This is a genomic window from [Enterobacter] lignolyticus SCF1 (assembly GCF_000164865.1).
In the GTDB taxonomy this organism is placed as follows: domain Bacteria; phylum Pseudomonadota; class Gammaproteobacteria; order Enterobacterales; family Enterobacteriaceae; genus Enterobacter_B; species Enterobacter_B lignolyticus.
In genome coordinates, this window is record NC_014618.1 from 3,313,926 (window position 1) to 3,330,573 (window position 16,648).

General features: G+C 59.4%; 17 protein-coding genes. 6 read left to right on the forward strand and 11 right to left on the reverse strand.

Annotation, left to right across the window (positions count from 1 at the left end; all coding sequences use genetic code 11):
• Positions 1-21: 21 nt before the first annotated feature.
• Together ENTCL_RS24180 and gltA are read left to right on the forward strand one after the other, a co-directional pair.
• The gene (locus ENTCL_RS24180) at positions 22-129 is read left to right on the forward strand and encodes a hypothetical protein (protein WP_420805074.1); all 108 of its coding nucleotides are present in this window, start codon (positions 22-24) and stop codon (positions 127-129) included.
• A 205-nt stretch (positions 130-334) separates the two neighbouring features.
• Positions 335-1,621 (forward strand): citrate synthase, encoded by a 1,287-nt coding sequence (gene gltA, locus ENTCL_RS15445; protein ID WP_013367082.1) that lies wholly within the window; start codon positions 335-337, stop codon positions 1,619-1,621.
• A gap of 55 nt (positions 1,622-1,676) precedes the next feature.
• On the opposite strand, the gene nei is transcribed toward gltA, so the two are convergent.
• The 8 genes from nei to ENTCL_RS15485 form a co-directional block, all read right to left on the reverse strand.
• Complete coding sequence (gene nei, locus ENTCL_RS15450) at positions 1,677-2,468, reverse strand: endonuclease VIII (RefSeq protein ID WP_013367083.1); 792 nt, start codon at positions 2,466-2,468, stop codon at positions 1,677-1,679.
• Positions 2,469-2,492: 24 nt separating this feature from the next.
• Positions 2,493-3,137 (reverse strand): pyroglutamyl-peptidase I, encoded by a 645-nt coding sequence (pcp, locus tag ENTCL_RS15455; RefSeq protein ID WP_013367084.1) that lies wholly within the window; start codon positions 3,135-3,137, stop codon positions 2,493-2,495.
• A gap of 9 nt (positions 3,138-3,146) precedes the next feature.
• Positions 3,147-4,142, reverse strand: coding sequence for a DUF979 domain-containing protein (locus ENTCL_RS15460; protein WP_013367085.1), 996 nt, complete (start codon positions 4,140-4,142; stop codon positions 3,147-3,149).
• Positions 4,139-4,870, reverse strand: coding sequence for a DUF969 domain-containing protein (locus ENTCL_RS15465; protein ID WP_013367086.1), 732 nt, complete (start codon positions 4,868-4,870; stop codon positions 4,139-4,141). Before ENTCL_RS15465 ends, ENTCL_RS15460 begins: the two co-directional genes overlap by 4 nt.
• Before the next feature lie 81 nt (positions 4,871-4,951).
• The gene (gene pxpA, locus ENTCL_RS15470; RefSeq protein ID WP_013367087.1) at positions 4,952-5,686 is read right to left on the reverse strand and encodes a 5-oxoprolinase subunit PxpA; all 735 of its coding nucleotides are present in this window, start codon (positions 5,684-5,686) and stop codon (positions 4,952-4,954) included.
• Complete coding sequence (pxpC, locus tag ENTCL_RS15475; RefSeq protein ID WP_013367088.1) at positions 5,676-6,608, reverse strand: 5-oxoprolinase subunit PxpC; 933 nt, start codon at positions 6,606-6,608, stop codon at positions 5,676-5,678. Before pxpC ends, pxpA begins: the two co-directional genes overlap by 11 nt.
• Positions 6,602-7,258 carry a 5-oxoprolinase subunit PxpB gene (gene pxpB / locus ENTCL_RS15480; protein WP_013367089.1) on the reverse strand — a complete coding sequence of 219 codons (657 nt, stop codon included), beginning with the start codon at positions 7,256-7,258 and terminating at the stop codon, positions 6,602-6,604. Before pxpB ends, pxpC begins: the two co-directional genes overlap by 7 nt.
• 15 nt (positions 7,259-7,273) lie before the next feature.
• A complete protein-coding gene (locus tag ENTCL_RS15485; RefSeq protein ID WP_013367090.1) occupies positions 7,274-8,017 on the reverse strand; it encodes a type 2 GTP cyclohydrolase I in 744 nt (247 codons plus the stop codon).
• Between the two features lie 262 nt (positions 8,018-8,279).
• Here ENTCL_RS15485 and dtpD point away from each other — a divergent pair, with 262 nt between their 5' ends.
• On the forward strand, positions 8,280-9,764 hold the full coding sequence (dtpD, locus tag ENTCL_RS15490; protein ID WP_013367091.1) for a dipeptide permease DtpD: 1,485 nt from the start codon (positions 8,280-8,282) through the stop codon (positions 9,762-9,764).
• Here dtpD and phrB read toward each other — a convergent pair.
• The 3 genes from phrB to ENTCL_RS15505 form a co-directional block, all read right to left on the reverse strand.
• Positions 9,761-11,176, reverse strand: coding sequence for a deoxyribodipyrimidine photo-lyase (phrB, locus tag ENTCL_RS15495; RefSeq protein WP_013367092.1), 1,416 nt, complete (start codon positions 11,174-11,176; stop codon positions 9,761-9,763). The two genes, dtpD and phrB, sit on opposite strands and share 4 nt — an antisense overlap.
• Before the next feature lie 10 nt (positions 11,177-11,186).
• A complete protein-coding gene (locus ENTCL_RS15500; RefSeq protein WP_013367093.1) occupies positions 11,187-12,143 on the reverse strand; it encodes a YbgA family protein in 957 nt (318 codons plus the stop codon).
• Positions 12,144-12,295: 152 nt separating this feature from the next.
• Positions 12,296-12,502, reverse strand: a complete 207-nt coding sequence (locus tag ENTCL_RS15505; protein WP_013367094.1) for a YbfA family protein — start codon at positions 12,500-12,502, stop codon at positions 12,296-12,298.
• Positions 12,503-12,805: 303 nt separating this feature from the next.
• Between ENTCL_RS15505 and kdpF the strand changes: the two genes are divergently transcribed.
• From kdpF to kdpB, 3 genes are read left to right on the forward strand one after another with little or no spacing between them, the layout of a single operon-like run.
• Positions 12,806-12,895 carry a K(+)-transporting ATPase subunit F gene (kdpF, locus tag ENTCL_RS15510; RefSeq protein ID WP_001670793.1) on the forward strand — a complete coding sequence of 30 codons (90 nt, stop codon included), beginning with the start codon at positions 12,806-12,808 and terminating at the stop codon, positions 12,893-12,895.
• Positions 12,895-14,574: a potassium-transporting ATPase subunit KdpA gene (kdpA, locus tag ENTCL_RS15515; RefSeq protein ID WP_013367095.1), complete on the forward strand. Its 1,680-nt coding sequence runs from the start codon at positions 12,895-12,897 to the stop codon at positions 14,572-14,574. The genes kdpF and kdpA overlap by 1 nt, the downstream gene beginning before the upstream one ends.
• Before the next feature lie 18 nt (positions 14,575-14,592).
• Positions 14,593-16,641, forward strand: coding sequence for a potassium-transporting ATPase subunit KdpB (kdpB, locus tag ENTCL_RS15520; RefSeq protein WP_013367096.1), 2,049 nt, complete (start codon positions 14,593-14,595; stop codon positions 16,639-16,641).
• The last annotated feature ends 7 nt before the right edge of the window (positions 16,642-16,648 follow it).

The window sequence follows — 16,648 nt, forward strand, 5'->3', positions numbered from 1 at the left end:
CATCATCTGAAAAGTCATATAATGCTTAAAAGTTATGGGGTCACTCTTTCACCTGAGAATAAGTTATGTAACAGTGTGATGGTATTGACCGATGTAATCAGGACAGTTATTAGTGATAGACAGATTTGAATAAACGGACTGCTAATACCCTGATTTGCTGTAGTTTCACTGTGGATTGAACGTATGCCGCCAGGCGCCCTTTAGCTCTGTACCCTGGTTTCTCCTCTGACGCGGAGCTGTGAGCCAAATAACAAACTGGTAACGTTGAACTGCAGCCTGAAGGCAAATCCGGCATCCAGCAGTCTTATGCAATAAGGCGCTAAGGAGACCGTAAATGGCTGATACAAAGGCAAAGCTCACCCTAAATGGTGACGCTGCTATCGAACTGGATGTGCTCAAAGGTACACTCGGTCAGGACGTTATTGATATTCGTAGTCTCGGTTCAAAAGGGATGTTCACTTTTGACCCCGGTTTTACCTCGACCGCATCTTGCGAATCCAAAATCACCTTTATCGACGGTGACGAAGGTATCCTGCTACATCGCGGTTTTCCTATCGATCAGTTAGCGACTGAGTCCAACTACCTGGAAGTATGTTACATCCTGCTGAACGGTGAAAAACCGACTCAGGCTCAGTACGATGAATTCAAAACCATCGTGACCCGACATACCATGATCCATGAGCAGATTACTCGTCTGTTCCACGGCTTCCGCCGCGATTCTCACCCGATGGCGGTGATGTGTGGTGTGACAGGCGCGCTGGCCGCGTTTTATCACGATGCGATGGACGTCAATAATCCACGTCATCGCGAAATCGCCGCTTTCCGCCTGCTGTCGAAAATGCCGACCATGGCGGCCATGTGCTACAAATACTCCATCGGTCAGCCGTTCGTTTACCCGCGCAACGACCTTTCCTATGCGGGCAACTTCCTGCGCATGATGTTCTCCACGCCGTGCGAAGAGTATGTCGTCAATCCGGTGCTTGAGCGCGCGATGGATCGTATCCTGATTCTGCACGCTGACCACGAGCAGAACGCATCGACCTCTACCGTACGTACCGCGGGCTCCTCCGGCGCTAACCCGTTCGCCTGCATCGCGGCCGGTATTGCGTCCCTGTGGGGACCGGCGCACGGCGGCGCGAACGAAGCGGCGCTGAAGATGCTGGAAGAGATCAGCTCCGTTAAGCACATCCCGGAATTTGTCCGTCGCGCGAAAGACAAAAACGACTCTTTCCGCCTGATGGGCTTCGGCCATCGCGTCTACAAAAACTACGATCCGCGTGCAACCGTCATGCGCGAAACCTGTCACGAAGTGCTGAAAGAGCTGGGCACCAAAGACGACCTGCTGCAGGTCGCGATGGAGCTTGAGCACATCGCGCTCAACGACCCGTACTTCATCGAGAAGAAACTGTACCCGAACGTCGATTTCTACTCCGGCATCATCCTGAAAGCGATGGGCATTCCGTCTTCAATGTTTACCGTTATCTTCGCGGTGGCGCGTACCGTTGGCTGGATTGCGCACTGGAGCGAAATGCATAACGACGGCATGAAGATCGCCCGTCCGCGTCAGCTGTATACCGGCTACGAAAAACGCGATTTCACATCCGACCTGGCCAAACGCTAATCCCGTAACGCCCGATGAAAAAACGCGCCTGCCGGCGCGTTTTTTATTTCACGAATCAGTGCTGACAACCCGGGCACCAGTAAAACGGCCGCGACGCTTGCAGTGTTTTTGCGATGATCCCGCCGCAGCGTTCGCAGGTTTCGCCATCGCGATGAAACACCTTAAAGCGGAACAGTGCGCCGTGGTGCTTGTTGTCGTCGGCATTTCCCCGCGTGCGGTAGGAAAGACGGGGAATATCCAGCAGCGCATGGCAGAGCGCGTCAAGCTGCGCATCGCTTAGCCCGGACGCTTTATGCTGCGCCGTCAGCCCGACCTGCCAGAGGATCTCCACCCGCAGGTAGTTTCCCAGCCCGGCGAGAAACGCCTGGTCCAGCAGCAGGCCGGAAAACTGCCGGTTGCGAAAGCTCGGCAGCAGCAAACGCGCCCGTACGCATTCCGGCGTCAGCGCCATATCAAGCACATCCGGCCCGACGCGCTGTAAAAAGGGGTGAGTCGCCAGCTGCTCCGCCGTCAGCATTTCGATATCTGACGCGCTATACAGCAGTATCGCTTTTTCTGCGGTCTGCAGCTTTACCCGCAGCACGCGCGTCGTGTCCGGCAGCGTCCCCGCCTCCACCACCCGCCAGACGCCGTACAGCTGATTATGGCTGTAGAGCGTCAGCCCGCCGGAAAAGTGCGTCAGCAGCGCTTTTCCGCGGGTCTCAATGTGAGTCACGGTCTGGCCGACCAACAACAACTGATACTGCGCGAGCTGCGGGAAGGCAAACCAGACCCCGGTCAACGGTTTGCCTTTGATAGCCGCTTCCAGGCTATCCGCCGCGCGGCGGATTTCCGGACCTTCCGGCATCGTTTTGTCCTTATTTCTGTCCGATCAGTGGGTTGCGCCGCCGGTCACGGCGATATCTTCAGCCACCTGTAGCGCCGTGGCGATGGCTATCTCCAGCCCGTGACGCACCGTCTCTGCCGCCATGCTGGGCGCGCCGGGGTGCGCCGCCGCTTGTTCCGGCAGGTAAGGAATATGGATAAACCCGCCCTTCACATCCTGAATGCCGCTCAGCGTATGCAGCAGGCCGTACATCACGTGGTTGCAGACAAAGGTTCCGGCAGTTTGCGATACCGATGCCGGAATGCCCGCCTCGCGCATCGCCGTAACCATCGCTTTAATCGGCAACGTACTAAACCAGGCCGCCGGGCCGCCGGGAACAATCGGCTCATCGACCGGCTGCCTGCCCCGGTTGTCCGGGATGCGGGCATCGTCGACGTTAATCGCCACGCGCTCGACGGTGATATCCGTACGTCCTCCGGCCTGGCCGACGGCCAGCACCAGCGCTGGCGACAGCGCATCAATCGCGGCGTTAAGCGCCATCAGCGATTCGCCAAACACGCAGGGCAGCTGACGCGCCACCACGCGGCATCCCGCAATAATCGCATTGTCGAGGCGTGAAACCACTTCCCAGGAAGGGTTCACCTGCTCGCCGCCGAAGGGTTCAAACCCGGTGATCAGTACCGTTTTCATCCTTCCTCCTTACAGGAACATCAGGAAATACATCAGGAACACGTTGGTCAGCAGCAGCAGGAGCCCGGTCGGCACCTGCGCTTTAATGACCGCATTTTTATCCGGCAGCTCCAGCAGCGCGGCGGGAACAATGTTGAAGTTTGCCGCCATCGGCGTCATCAGCGTCCCGCAGTAGCCGGAGAACATGCCAATGGCCGCCATCACCGCCGGATTTCCGCCATGCTGCAGCACCAGAATCGGGATGCCGATCCCCGCCGTGACAATCGGGAACGCGGCGAAGGCGTTGCCCATCACCATGGTCAGCAGCGCCATGCCGATGGTGTAGACCGCGACGGCCACGAAACGGCTATCGACGGCGAGGTACTCCTGCGTAAGGTACGAGATGCCGCTGCCGACGCCTGCCGCGGTAAACAGCAGCCCGAGGGTGGCGAGGATCTGCGGTAAAATGAACGCCCAGCCGATGGAGTCCAGCAGGCGGCGGGCCTCCTGAATCGGCTGATGCGCCTTCTCATGCGTCATCTTTACCGCCATCCCCAGACCCAGCAACGACCCTACGGTCATGGAAAACAGCGTCACCAGGGTCGCGTGATTGCCCGGCCCGAACAGCGCCAGCTGCAGCCCCGGAATATAGTTAAACATCAGCACGCCAATGACGGTCACCAGCGGAATCGCCAGCGCCGGATAAAACAGGCGGTTGCCGAGACGGACAGCGCTTTCCTCACGCTGTTCACGGCTACGCTGGTGATAGCTGCCGAGCTTTACGCCGCCGAAACCGGCAATCAGCGCCATCACTACCACCGCGCCGCCGACGGCGATATTGACCATGCGTTTATCGCCCACCAGCTGATAGGTCCAGTCGCCCAGCAGGAACAGCAGGCCATACACGCCCCAGAACAGACCCGTCGTCAGGCGACGCGGGTTCGCTTTGTCCTGCCAGGACATGACGGCGACAATCAGCAGGACGCCCCCCGCCAGCCAGTAGAGGTAGCTTTGCTGGAAATTCATTGCGCCTCTCCTTTGCGGATGGTTTGCGTCGCGCTGGCTTTCAGCATCTCGCGCTGCAGGTAGCTGTCCAGACGCCACAGCCGCGCGCCGTGGATCAGAAAGGCGCAGAGCGCCGTTGGGATCCCCCACAGCGCAATGTGCAGCGGCTCGGTCTGGATCCCGCCGGATTCCAGCATAAAATTGTGCATGAAGATGATCGCGCCGAAGGCGACGAAAATATCCTCGCCAAAGAACAGACCGACGTTATCGGTCGCCGCCGACATCGCCCGCAGGCGATAGCGCACCGCGCCGGGCAGTTCGCCGAACTTTTTCTCCGCGGCCCCTTCCGCCATCGGCGCCAGCAGCGGACGCACCATTTGCGGATGGCCGCCAAGGCTGGTCAGCCCCAGCGCAGCGGTCGCTTCACGAATGAACAGATAGACAATCAGCAGGCGTCCCGAGGTGGCGCTGCGAATTCTGGCAATCCACGCCTGGGCGCGCTCTTTCAGCCCGTGGCGCTCCAGCAGGCCGATGACGGCCAGCGGGATAAGCAGGATAAACGGCAGGTTGCGGGTGTTGAGAAAGCCTTCGCCCAGCTTCTCGAGAATGGTGGCGATCGGCATATGCGCCGCCAGCCCGGTGACAATCCCGGCGACGATGACCACCAGTACCGGGTTAAAGCGTAAAAGAAATCCAACCACAATGACGGCTATTCCCATCAGTGGCCAGAGCGTTATTGTCTCTCCCATAGTTCTTTCCTGTTTGTGAGTTGTGATCCATTGTGTCGTTTGTTATATGCACGGCCCCTCTATGGAGGCTATGTCAATGATTTAAGCTACGATATTGATACTGCACGCCTGAAATGCCGCGCGCAAGCGGCGGGCGAAAGCGAGTGCGTGCTCGCCGTCGCCATGAATGCACACCGTTTGTGCCGTCACGCTTGCCCACTCGCCGGTAATGCTTTTCACCCGTCCGGATTCCACCATCCCCAGCGTTTGCGCCAGCGCCTGTTCTTCATCCTCAATCAGCGCGCCCGGCTGAGTACGCGGCACCAGCGAGCCGTCCGCCAGGTAGCCGCGGTCGGCGAACACCTCCTGACGCGTCGTCAGACCATAACGCTCGCCTGCGCGAATCAGTTCGCTGCCCGCCAGCCCCACCAGAATCAATGACGGATCGCAGGCCCGTACCGCCTTCGCGATAGCGTCGGCCAGCTGCGGATCCTTTGCCGCCTGGTTGTAGAGCATGCCGTGCGGCTTAACATGGCGCATCGCGCCGCCTTCCGCGCGCGCCATCGCCGCCAGCGCGCCTATCTGATACAGCGTCTGCGCGTACACTGTTTCCGGCGGCAGGTTCATGGCGGTACGGCCAAAGTTTTCCCGATCCGGGAAACTCGGATGCGCGCCAATCGCCACGCCGTTCTTCAACGCGTCACGCACGCTCGCCAGCATGGTTTGCGCATCGCCGGCATGAAACCCGCAGGCGATGTTGGCGGAGGAGACCAGTTTTAATAACTCAGCGTCGCTGGCGCAACCCTCGCCCAGGTCCGCATTCAAATCAATTTTCATCGTTGAGTCGCCATATTAGCTGTTCGATATAGCGCTGCCGGTCGTGACGCGCCTGTAGCGCCTCTTCCAGCGAACACGGAACAAAATGAATGGGTTGCCCAAGGGGAATTTGCGCCAGGTGATACATATCCGCCTCAATAATACAGGCAATTCGCGGATAGCCGCCGGTCGTCTGGGCATCGTTCATCAGCACGATCGGCTGCCCGTTGTGCGGCACCTGGATGACGCCCGGCAGCAGTCCGTGCGAGACCATCTCGCGATCGGTGGTGCGGGTCAGCGGCTGCCCCTGCAGGCGGTAGCCCATCCGGTTGCTTTGCGGGCTCAGCTGCCAGGGCGAGCGCCAGAACGCCTCCTGCGAGGCCTGATCAAACTCCTGGTATTCCGGCCCGGGCAGCGCGCGAATGCGGTTGCCCCACAGCAGCTGCTTGACGCCCCGCGCCTCGCTGAGCTGCCGCCCCGGTTTTCCTGTCGCCAGCCGGTCGCCATCTTTCAGCAGGCGGCCTTCATAACCGCCGATGCCGACCTTCAGGTCGGTGCTGCGGGACCCCATGACTTCCGGCACATCGATTCCGCCCGCCACCGCCAGATAGCTGCGCATCCCGTGCAGCGGCCGCTTCAGCGTCAGCCGCTGGCCTGCTTTCACCGGCAGCCGCCAGCCGGTCCAGACGGGCTGACGATCAAGATGCGCCGCGCAGCTTGCTCCGGTAAGGGCGAACCAGCCGTCAGACTCAAACTCCACCACCAGCTGCCCCAGGGTTATCTCCAGCGCCGCGGCGCCGGGATCGTTGCCCACCAGCAGATTCGCGATATACAGCGCCGGTTTGTCCAGCGCGCCGCAGTGGCTGATGCCCGACTGACGAAAGCCGTGGCGTCCGTTATCCTGCACCGAGGTGTACATCCCCGCCCGAATAATGTTCAGCATACGCCCTCCTTCTGCGGGATGAAGCGCACGTTATCGCCCGGACGCAGCAGAATCGGCTCATCGCGATGGGGGTCAAATAATTTAAGCGGCGTCAGGCCAATCAGCTGCCAGCCGCCCGGCGTCGCCAGCGGGTAGATGCCGGTCTGCGGACCGCCGATGCCTACGGACCCCGCCGGAACCCTCAGCCGGGGCTCCGCGCGCCTGGGCGTATGCAGCGCCTCCGGCAAGCTCCCCAGATAGGGAAAGCCCGGCTGAAAACCTAAAAACCAGACCACGTAATCCACCGACGCGTGCAGTTCCACAACCTGTTTTTCACTCAGGCCGCTGTGCTGCGCCACTTCCGCCAGATCCGGACCGCTGTCGCCGCCGTAAATCACCGGGATCTCGATAAAGCGCGACTCCGGCTCCAGCGCATCGCTCTCTTCCCACCAGCGCTGCAGACGCTCAATGGCGTCCAGCGCCAGCGTTTGCGGCGAGCTGAGGATAACCGTGATGTTGTTCATACCCGGAATGGCTTCAACCACATTCGGTGAGCCGACCAGACGCTGCGCCAGGCTCCAGATACGCTTCTGACTCTCCAGCGTTACCGGAGGTTCCAGCTCCAGCACCACTGCCGTTTCACCTAACAGATAACAACGCGCTCGCTGCACCCTCTGTCTCCCGTATCAGGCTGGATTAGGAATATCGATAAAGGTCACGTCAAGATCGGTCGTCTCCTGCAGCCATTCGCTGAGGGCGCGGATCCCGCCCCGCTCCGTGGCGTGATGACCTGCCGCATAGAAATGCAAACCCTGCTCGCGCGCCGAGTGGATGGTCTGCTCCGACACTTCGCCGGTAATGAACGCGTCAACGCCGAAACGGGCGGCGCTGTCGATAAAGCTCTGTCCGCCGCCGGTACACCACGCCACGCGGGAAACCTTATCCGGCCCGGTATCGCCGCACCACAGCGGTTTGCGTCCCAGCCGCGCCTCAATCCACGATGCCAGCTCAAGGCCGGACACCGGCATGGAAAGCTCGCCCCACGGCAGCAGCGGCTCAATCTCGCCGCGTACGTTAAGGCCCAGCAGCGCCGCCAGTTGGGCGTTATTGCCAAGCTCAGGATGCGCGTCCAGCGGCAGGTGCCAGCCGTAGAGATTGATATCGTTCGCCAGCAGCGTTTTCAAACGGTTACGCTTCATTCCGCGGATCACCGGCGATTCGTTTTTCCAGAAGTAGCCGTGATGCACGATCACCGCATCGGCCTGCTGACGCACGGCCTCATCCAGCAGCGCCTGGCTTGCGGTGACGCCGGTGACGATTTTTTGAATTTCTGCTCTGCCCTCAACCTGCAGGCCGTTTGGCGCAAAATCGCTGATGGCCGCACTGTTGAGTTTGTCATTAATCAATTGTTCCAGTTCGCTATTTTTCATCGTCGCTCCTGCCGGGAAATAATCCTTTAAGAATATCACAGCTTTCCGTCAACCGGACGCCGATCCCCGCCGTAAAGGTCCGCAGCGGCGGGTTGACGATGACGCCGTAAAAGGCTTACCACCTCACAGGATATTCGTGTATATTTATGCAAAAGGACAGCATATTAATGAAGCATTGATGCACAAAGACCATGGATAGCATAAAAGAAATGAATAATGCGGAATGATTATCTTCCGCGCTACTGGCAAGACAGAGAACGAAATGAAGACACCATCGTCACAACCCCGCGCTATCTACTACGTCGTCGCGCTGCAAATCTGGGAATACTTTAGCTTCTACGGCATGCGTGCCCTGCTGATTCTGTATTTAACCAACCAGCTGAAATACAACGATACCCATGCCTACGCGCTGTTCAGCGCCTACTGTTCGCTGGTGTACGTCACGCCAATCCTCGGCGGCTATCTTGCCGATAAGGTGCTCGGCAACCGCATGGCGGTGATGCTCGGAGCGCTGCTGATGGTCATCGGTCATCTGGTGCTCGGCGCCAGCGAAATGTCCGCCGCTTTCCTCTACCTCTCGCTGGCAATCATTGTCTGCGGTTATGGATTATTTAAATCCAACGTCAGCTGCCTGCTGGGCGAGCTGTATGAGCCGACCGACCCGCGCCGCGACGGCGGATTCTCGCTGATGTACGCCGCAGGCAACGTCGGCTCGATTATTGCGCCAATCGCCTGCGGCTATGTTCAGGAGGAGTACAGCTGGGCGATGGGCTTTGCGCTGGCCGCCGTGGGGATGCTCGCCGGACTGGTGATTTTCCTCTGCGGCAATCGCCACTTCAGCCACACCGCCGGCGTCAACAAGGCCGTGCTGTGCAGTAAGCAATTCGCGCTGCCGGTCTGGGGCTGGCTGCTGGTGCTGCTGCTGGTCTCGCCGGTGGTTATCGCCGTTCTGTTCTGGCAAGAGTGGTCGGTGTATGCGCTGATCGTCGCAACCCTCATCGGCCTTGCCGTGCTGGCGAAAATCTACCGGCAGGCGCAAAACCAGAAGCAGCGTAAAGAGCTGGGGCTTATCGTCGTACTGACCTTCTTTAGCCTGCTGTTCTGGGCCTTCGCCCAGCAGGGCGGCAGCTCGATTAGCCTCTATATCGACCGCTTTGTGAACCGCGATATCATGGGATATGAAGTCCCAACCGCCATGTTCCAGTCGATCAACGGCTTCGCCGTAATGCTGTGCGGCGTGGTGCTGGCATGGGTGGTGAAAGAGGGCGTGGCGGGCAACCGCGCGGTGCGCATCTGGGGAAAATATGCCCTGGGGCTGGGTCTGATGAGCGCAGGCTTCTGCATTCTGACCTTCAGCGCCCGCTGGTCAGCGGCGCACGGCCAGTCCTCTATGCCGCTGATGGTGCTGGGGCTGGCGGTAATGGGCTTTGCGGAGCTGTTCATCGACCCGGTCGCCATGGCGCAGATCACCCGTATTGAGATCCCGGGCGTAACCGGGGTGCTGACCGGGATCTACATGCTGCTGTCGGGCGCTATCGCCAACTACGTCGCCGGGGTTATCGCCGACCAGACCTCGCAGGGCGCGTTCGATGCCGCGGGCGCCATCAACTACTCCATCAACGCCTACATCGACGTGTTCAGCCAGATTACCTGGGGGGCGCTCGCCTGCGTTGGCATGGTGCTGGTTATCTGGCTGGTCCAGACGATGCGTATTAAGAAAGCCCGCCGCCTGGCGCTGGCCTCTTAACCTTTCCTGGCGGCCTCATAGGCCGCCAGGGTCTCCAGCCGCGCCTGCGGGTGATCGACAATCGGGCGCGGATAATCAATCGTCCCCCCTTCCTTGTCAGCCCACTGCCACGGCGAATGCAGCGCCTTGTCCGGCACATCTTTCAGTTCAGGCAACCAACGACGAATAAATTCGCCCTGCTTGTCGAATTTTTCGCCCTGCGTCGTCGGGTTGAAAATCCGAAAATAGGGCGCCGCATCGGTACCGGTGGACGCCGCCCACTGCCAGCCGCCGTTGTTCGCGGCAAGATCGCCATCCACCAGCTGCGACATGAAATAACGCTCCCCTTCCCGCCAGTCAATCAGCAGATCTTTGACCAGGAAGCTGGCAACAATCATCCGCAGACGATTGTGCATCCACCCGGTGTCATTCAGCTGGCGCATGGCGGCATCGACAATCGGGTAGCCCGTTTGTCCCCGCTGCCAGGCGTTAAGCCGGGTGTGATCCTCACACCATTTCACGTTATCAGTCCATTTGATAAACGGTTTGAAACGACAAAGCTCAGGGTGAAAAGTCATTAAATGGCGATAAAATTCACGCCAGATAAGCTCATTCAGCCAGACGCTCCCGGCTCCGCCCTCCAACGCACCGGAGCACTCAGCCAGTAAACGGCGCAAACACTGACGTGGCGAAAGGACGCCTACGGTCAGGCAGCAAGATAAACGGCTGGTCCCTTCCATTGCCGGGAAGTCTCGTTTCTGTTCATATTCCGCCGCCTGTTGCTGGCAAAATTGCCGGAGCCGGGCGATGGCGCTTTTCTCATCTGCCGGAAATAAATCCGGGTCGAAAGGCGTCTGCGGATAATTAAGCTTAAGAGGTTGACAGACCTTGATAGCGCCCTCTTCCCGGACTGAAGGTGCCCGTACGCACTCCGGCAAACCCTCTTTCAGTCGCTTTAAGTACGCATTTTTGAACGGCGTAAACACCTTATACATCTGCCTGTCGCCGGTCATCACGCTGCCGGGCGCCAGCATCACGCTGTCGTCAAACCCCTGGCAAAGGACGTCTTTCAGCGCTTTTTCCACCCGCGCATCTCGCCTGCGTTCATTGAGTTCGTACTGATAGTTGTAATAAAGCGAGCTGACCTTATGCTCATTGCAGACCTGCCGGATTACCTGTGCCGACGCGGCGAAATCCTCCGCTTCCCGCAACAGCAATGGAATGCCCTTGTCTGCCAGATTTCGCTGTAAATCATTAAGCTGCGCCTGAATATACGCTGCCTGACGGGGGGCCATGCGGTGCTGCCGCCACTGCCCTGGCGTGGCAATGAACAGGGCCAGTACCTTCGCATAGCTATCGCGGCACGCCGCCGCAAGGGCGAGGTTGTCATGCAGCCGTAAGTCGGCGCGGAACCAGACCAGATGCGTGGTCATCACTCTCCCGTTAGTGTTCGTATCGTAAACGTAAAGCCTCCGGCCACGGGTCGAAATAGCGCTGCCCCGCCAGATAAGCATCAGGAAATTCAGCCATATAGTGTTTTAACAACGTGACGGGCGCAAGCAGCGGCTGCGTCCCCTGTCGGTAGCGGTCGATAAGATTAGCCAGCTCCTGACGCTGACGGCTGTTGAGCTGGTTGCGGAAGTATCCCTGGACATGCATCAACACGTTGGTGTGATTGCGGCGCGTTGCCGGATGCGCCATCAACGCCATCAGGCGTAAACGGTATTCCGTAAAATAATCCGCCAGAGAGGACCATTCGCTCATCGCCGCCACAAAGCGCCCGAGTTCCCGATAAAGCGGCTGGGAATGCGCCAGCAGCAGAAGTTTGTAACGACTGTGAAAAGCGACAAGCTCTCCCCGCGTCAGGCCGCGTTCCCGCAGAACGTGCAGCTCGTGGAGCGCGTAAATCCGTTCGACAAAATTTTCGCGAAGCACCGGATCGTGCAATCGCCCATCTTCTTCGACAGGGAGCCAGGGATAGGTCTGCATCAATATTTCGGTATAAATACCCCGCCCGGATTTACGGTTGTTATGACTCTTTGCGTCATAAACCCGAACTCGCTCCATACCGCAGCTCGGTGACTTAGCGCAGACGATATAGCCGCAAAGGTGCTCAAAGCGGGCAATACGTTTGTGGGTAAACTCGCGCATGGCGGAGCTGAGTTCGCCTTCACGTTTATCGCTAAAACGTAGCTCCATCTCCCCGGACTCCCCCTTCACCAGGCGTAAGGCGGGACGAGGCACTGGCAACCCTATCGCCATTTCCGGGCACACCGGCTCAAACGCCACCCAGGGAGAAAGTTCCTCCACCGCAAAGGGGAACCGCCTGTGGCCCCCATCAAAACGGACTTTCTCTCCCAATAAACAGGCACTGATGCCCACGGGGATTTTCTCGCTCATACCCACTCCTTTCAGATCTATAAAGAAGTGTAGTCGCCCGGAAATGGAAAAGGCCGCACAGGGCGGCCTTAACGCGACTCGACCGCACAATGACGGGCGAGTGAACATACCGCCTCGTTTAACGCAGGCGGTTTTTTATGGTTGCTGCGGGATTAGTAAAAATCACAGGTGGCTTTCTCAGCCTGATCCATCCACACCGGTTTTTCGCTGGTTTTCGCCCACACCCGGTGCAGGTAGCTGTAAAAACGCGCGCGGTCTTTCCAGAACAGCATCACCGGCAGCGCCACGATGCCCGCTACTACCGCGAATACGCGGCGCGCGAATACGACGTGTGCAGGATAGTCTTTATACAGAGTCATCTTGGTCTCCCCCTTTTACTCGACCGGTGAAGCGCACCGGTAAAAGTTATCTGCCTAAAATAGTACCGCTTTGGCCGTAATTTTACTACTCATCCGACCACTATTTTTCACCCATTTACCGGTTCTTTACACTACTTTCCGTAATTGAGTTACATAAAAGTTAAATTAATACTAACCATTAGTTAATTAATGGCTTTTCGCCATTTTTATATTTTTTTTACACCCCGCTCCCCGTTTTTTGCGAAATCTTTGCACCGAAAAACCTACCTTTTCTGTACATCATCAAACACCTGGAGGTGGACTGTGAGCGCAGGCGTAATAACCGGTATCGTGCTGGTTTTCCTGTTGTTGGGCTATCTGGTTTACGCCCTGATTAATGCGGAGGCCTTCTGATGGCTGCCCAGGCATTTTTATTAATCGCCGGTTTTCTGCTGGTGCTTTTCGTTCTTGCCCGCCCTCTGGGCCTGGGGCTGGCGAAGATGATTAACAACGCGCCGCTGCCGGGCACCGCCGCCGTCGAAAACGGCTTATGGCGCGTGCTGGGCGTTTCGCGTGAGGAGATGAACTGGCGCCAGTACCTGCTGGCGCTTTTGCTGCTTAACCTCGCCGGCCTCGTGCTGCTGTTTCTGATGCTGGCGTTTCAGGGCGTACTGCCGCTGAACCCGCAGGGTTTCCCCGGCCTGCCCTGGGATCTGGCGCTGAACACCGCCGTGAGCTTCGTCAGCAACACCAACTGGCAGGCCTACAGCGGTGAAACCACCCTGAGCTACTTCAGCCAGATGGCGGGGCTCGCCGTACAGAACTTCCTGTCCGCCGCCACCGGCATTGCCGTGGTCTTCGCGCTGATCCGCGGTTTCGCCCGCAACAGCGCCAGCACGCTGGGCAACGCATGGATGGACATCATCCGCATCACGCTGTGGATCCTCGTGCCTATCTCGCTGCTGATCGCGCTGCTGATGATCCAACAGGGCACACTGCAAAACTTCCTGCCCTACCAGCATTTCACCTCGCTCGAAGGGGCAAAAGGGCTGCTGCCGATGGGGCCGGTCGCTTCGCAGGAGGCTATCAAGATGCTGGGCACCAACGGCGGCGGTTTCTTCAACGCCAACTCCAGCCACCCCTTTGAAAACCCAACGGCGCTGACCAACTTTGTGCAGATGCTGGCGATTTTCCTGATCCCGACGGCGCTCTGCTTTGCCTTTGGCGATGCGGTCAATGACCGCCGCCAGGGTCGCGCTATCCTGTGGGCGATGTCGATAATCTTCGTCATCTGCGCCGCCGTGGTGATGTGGGCGGAGCTGCAGGGCAACCCGCACTTCCTGCAGCTTGGCGCCGACAGCGCCGCCAATATGGAAGGTAAAGAGAGCCGGTTCGGCATTCTGCAAAGCAGCCTGTTTGCGGTGATTACCACTGCGGCCTCCTGCGGCGCGGTGAACGCCATGCATGACTCCTTTACCGCGCTGGGCGGTATGGTGCCGATGTGGCTGATGCAGATTGGCGAAGTGGTCTTCGGCGGCGTTGGCTCCGGCCTGTACGGCATGCTGCTGTTCGTGCTGCTGGCGGTGTTTATCGCCGGGCTGATGATCGGCCGCACGCCGGAGTACCTCGGTAAGAAAATCGACGTGCGCGAAATGAAAATGACCGCGCTGGCTATTCTTATCACCCCGTCGCTGGTGCTGATCGGCACCGCGCTTGCCATGATGACCGATGCCGGACGCGCCGGGATCTTCAACCCGGGCATTCACGGCTTTAGCGAAGTGCTGTACGCGGTGTCTTCCGCAGCGAACAACAACGGCAGCGCCTTTGCAGGTCTGAGCGCAAATACGCCGTTCTGGAACTGCCTGCTGGCGTTCTGCATGTTCGTTGGCCGCTTTGGCGTGATCGTACCGGTGCTGGCGATCGCCGGTTCGCTGGTGGGTAAAAAAATCCAGCCCGCAAGCCCCGGCACCCTGCCGACCTTTGGCCCGCTGTTCATCGGCCTGCTGATCGGCACCGTGATTCTGGTCGGCGCGCTAACCTTTATTCCCGCCCTGGCGCTTGGCCCGGTCGCGGAACACCTTTCTTTACTGTAAATCGGCTGGAGACGCGTTATGAGTCGCAAGCAACTGGCTCTGTTCGAACCGTCGCTGGTTCGTCAGGCCCTGATGGATGCCGTGAAAAAACTGAGCCCGGACGTGCAGTGGCATAACCCGGTGATGTTCATCGTCTGGATAGGCAGCGTGCTGACGACCGGGCTGTCCGTCGCCATGGCGACCGGCCACCTGCCCGGCAGCGCGGGTTTCACCGCCGCAATCAGCATCTGGCTGTGGTTTACCGTACTGTTCGCCAACTTCGCTGAAGCGCTGGCGGAGGGCCGCAGCAAGGCGCAGGCCAACAGCCTGAAAGGGGTTAAGAAAACGTCGTTCGCCCGTAAGCTGCGCGCGCCGCAGCATGACGCGCAAATCGACCATGTGCCGTCTGAAGATCTGCGCAAAGGCGATATCGTGCTGGTCGAAGCGGGCGATATTATCCCCTGCGACGGCGAAGTTATCGAGGGCGGCGCATCGGTGGACGAAAGCGCCATTACCGGTGAATCAGCGCCGGTTATCCGTGAATCCGGCGGCGATTTCGCCTCGGTGACCGGCGGGACCCGTATTCTCTCCGACTGGCTGGTGATCCGCTGTAGCGTCAACCCCGGCGAGACCTTCCTTGACCGGATGATCGCCATGGTGGAAGGCGCGCAGCGTCGCAAAACGCCAAACGAAATCGCGCTGACCATTCTGCTGGTCGCCCTGACTATCGTCTTTCTGCTGGCGACCGCGACCCTGTGGCCGTTCTCGGCGTACGGCGGCGCAGCGGTCAGCGTCACGGTGCTGGTGGCGCTGCTGGTGTGCCTGATCCCAACCACCATCGGCGGCCTGCTGTCGGCCATCGGCGTGGCGGGGATGAGCCGCATGCTCGGCGCGAACGTTATCGCCACCAGCGGCCGCGCCGTTGAGGCCGCAGGCGACGTTGACGTCCTGCTGCTCGACAAAACCGGCACCATTACCCTTGGCAACCGCCAGGCCTCCGATTTCCTGCCCGCTCCCGGCGTGGAGGAAAGAACGCTGGCCGACGCCGCGCAGCTGGCCTCGCTTGCCGATGAAACGCCGGAAGGCCGCAGCATCGTGGTGCTGGCCAAACAGCGCTTTAATATCCGCGTGCGCGACGTTCAGGAGCTGCAGGCCACCTTCGTCCCCTTCACCGCGCAGACCCGCATGAGCGGCATCAACGTGCATAACCGGATGATCCGCAAGGGTTCCGTTGACGCCATTCGCCGCCACGTCGAGGCCAACGGCGGCCACTTTCCGCCGCAGGTGGACACGCTGGTGGAAAGCGTCGCCCGTCAGGGCGGCACGCCGCTGGTTGTCGTCGAGGGCGCTATGGTGCTGGGCGTTATCGCGCTGAAGGATATCGTTAAAGGCGGCATAAAAGAGCGCTTCGCCCAGCTGCGTAAAATGGGCATTAAAACGGTGATGATCACCGGGGACAACCGCCTGACCGCCGCGGCCATTGCCGCCGAAGCCGGGGTCGACGACTTCCTCGCCGAAGCAACGCCGGAAGCCAAGCTGGCACTGATCCGCCAGTATCAGTCGGAAGGCCGGCTGGTGGCGATGACCGGCGACGGCACCAACGATGCTCCGGCGCTGGCGCAGGCCGACGTCGCGGTGGCGATGAACTCCGGGACCCAGGCGGCGAAAGAGGCCGGGAACATGGTCGATCTCGACTCCAACCCGACCAAGCTGATTGAGGTGGTGCACATCGGCAAACAGATGCTGATGACCCGCGGTTCGCTGACCACGTTCAGTATCGCCAACGACGTGGCGAAGTATTTCGCCATCATTCCGGCGGCGTTCGCGGCAACCTATCCGCAGCTGAACGCCCTGAACGTGATGCACCTGCACTCACCGGCTTCCGCCATCCTGAGCGCGGTCATTTTTAACGCGCTGATTATCGTGTTTCTGATCCCGCTGGCGCTCAAAGGCGTGAGCTACAAGCCGCTGTCGGCGGCCGCCATGCTGCGCCGCAACCTGTGGATTTATGGTCTGGGCGGTCTGCTGGTGCCGTTTGTCGGTATCAAGCTTATCGACCTGCTGTTGACGCTGTTTGGTCTGGTGTAAGAGGAAA

Coding starts and splice junctions, on each gene's coding strand:
- ENTCL_RS15505 (WP_013367094.1), bottom strand. CDS start 12,502: ATGACTCTGTATAAAGACTATCCTGCACACGTCGTATTCGCGCGCCGC.
- pxpC (WP_013367088.1), bottom strand. CDS start 6,608: ATGCTGAACATTATTCGGGCGGGGATGTACACCTCGGTGCAGGATAAC.
- ENTCL_RS15465 (WP_013367086.1), bottom strand. CDS start 4,870: ATGGGAGAGACAATAACGCTCTGGCCACTGATGGGAATAGCCGTCATT.
- dtpD (WP_013367091.1), top strand. CDS start 8,280: ATGAAGACACCATCGTCACAACCCCGCGCTATCTACTACGTCGTCGCG.
- kdpB (WP_013367096.1), top strand. CDS start 14,593: ATGAGTCGCAAGCAACTGGCTCTGTTCGAACCGTCGCTGGTTCGTCAG.
- phrB (WP_013367092.1), bottom strand. CDS start 11,176: ATGACCACGCATCTGGTCTGGTTCCGCGCCGACTTACGGCTGCATGAC.
- gltA (WP_013367082.1), top strand. CDS start 335: ATGGCTGATACAAAGGCAAAGCTCACCCTAAATGGTGACGCTGCTATC.
- ENTCL_RS15460 (WP_013367085.1), bottom strand. CDS start 4,142: ATGAATTTCCAGCAAAGCTACCTCTACTGGCTGGCGGGGGGCGTCCTG.
- pxpA (WP_013367087.1), bottom strand. CDS start 5,686: ATGAAAATTGATTTGAATGCGGACCTGGGCGAGGGTTGCGCCAGCGAC.
- ENTCL_RS24180 (WP_420805074.1), top strand. CDS start 22: ATGCTTAAAAGTTATGGGGTCACTCTTTCACCTGAGAATAAGTTATGT.
- pcp (WP_013367084.1), bottom strand. CDS start 3,137: ATGAAAACGGTACTGATCACCGGGTTTGAACCCTTCGGCGGCGAGCAG.
- ENTCL_RS15485 (WP_013367090.1), bottom strand. CDS start 8,017: ATGAAAAATAGCGAACTGGAACAATTGATTAATGACAAACTCAACAGT.
- ENTCL_RS15500 (WP_013367093.1), bottom strand. CDS start 12,143: ATGAGCGAGAAAATCCCCGTGGGCATCAGTGCCTGTTTATTGGGAGAG.
- nei (WP_013367083.1), bottom strand. CDS start 2,468: ATGCCGGAAGGTCCGGAAATCCGCCGCGCGGCGGATAGCCTGGAAGCG.
- kdpA (WP_013367095.1), top strand. CDS start 12,895: ATGGCTGCCCAGGCATTTTTATTAATCGCCGGTTTTCTGCTGGTGCTT.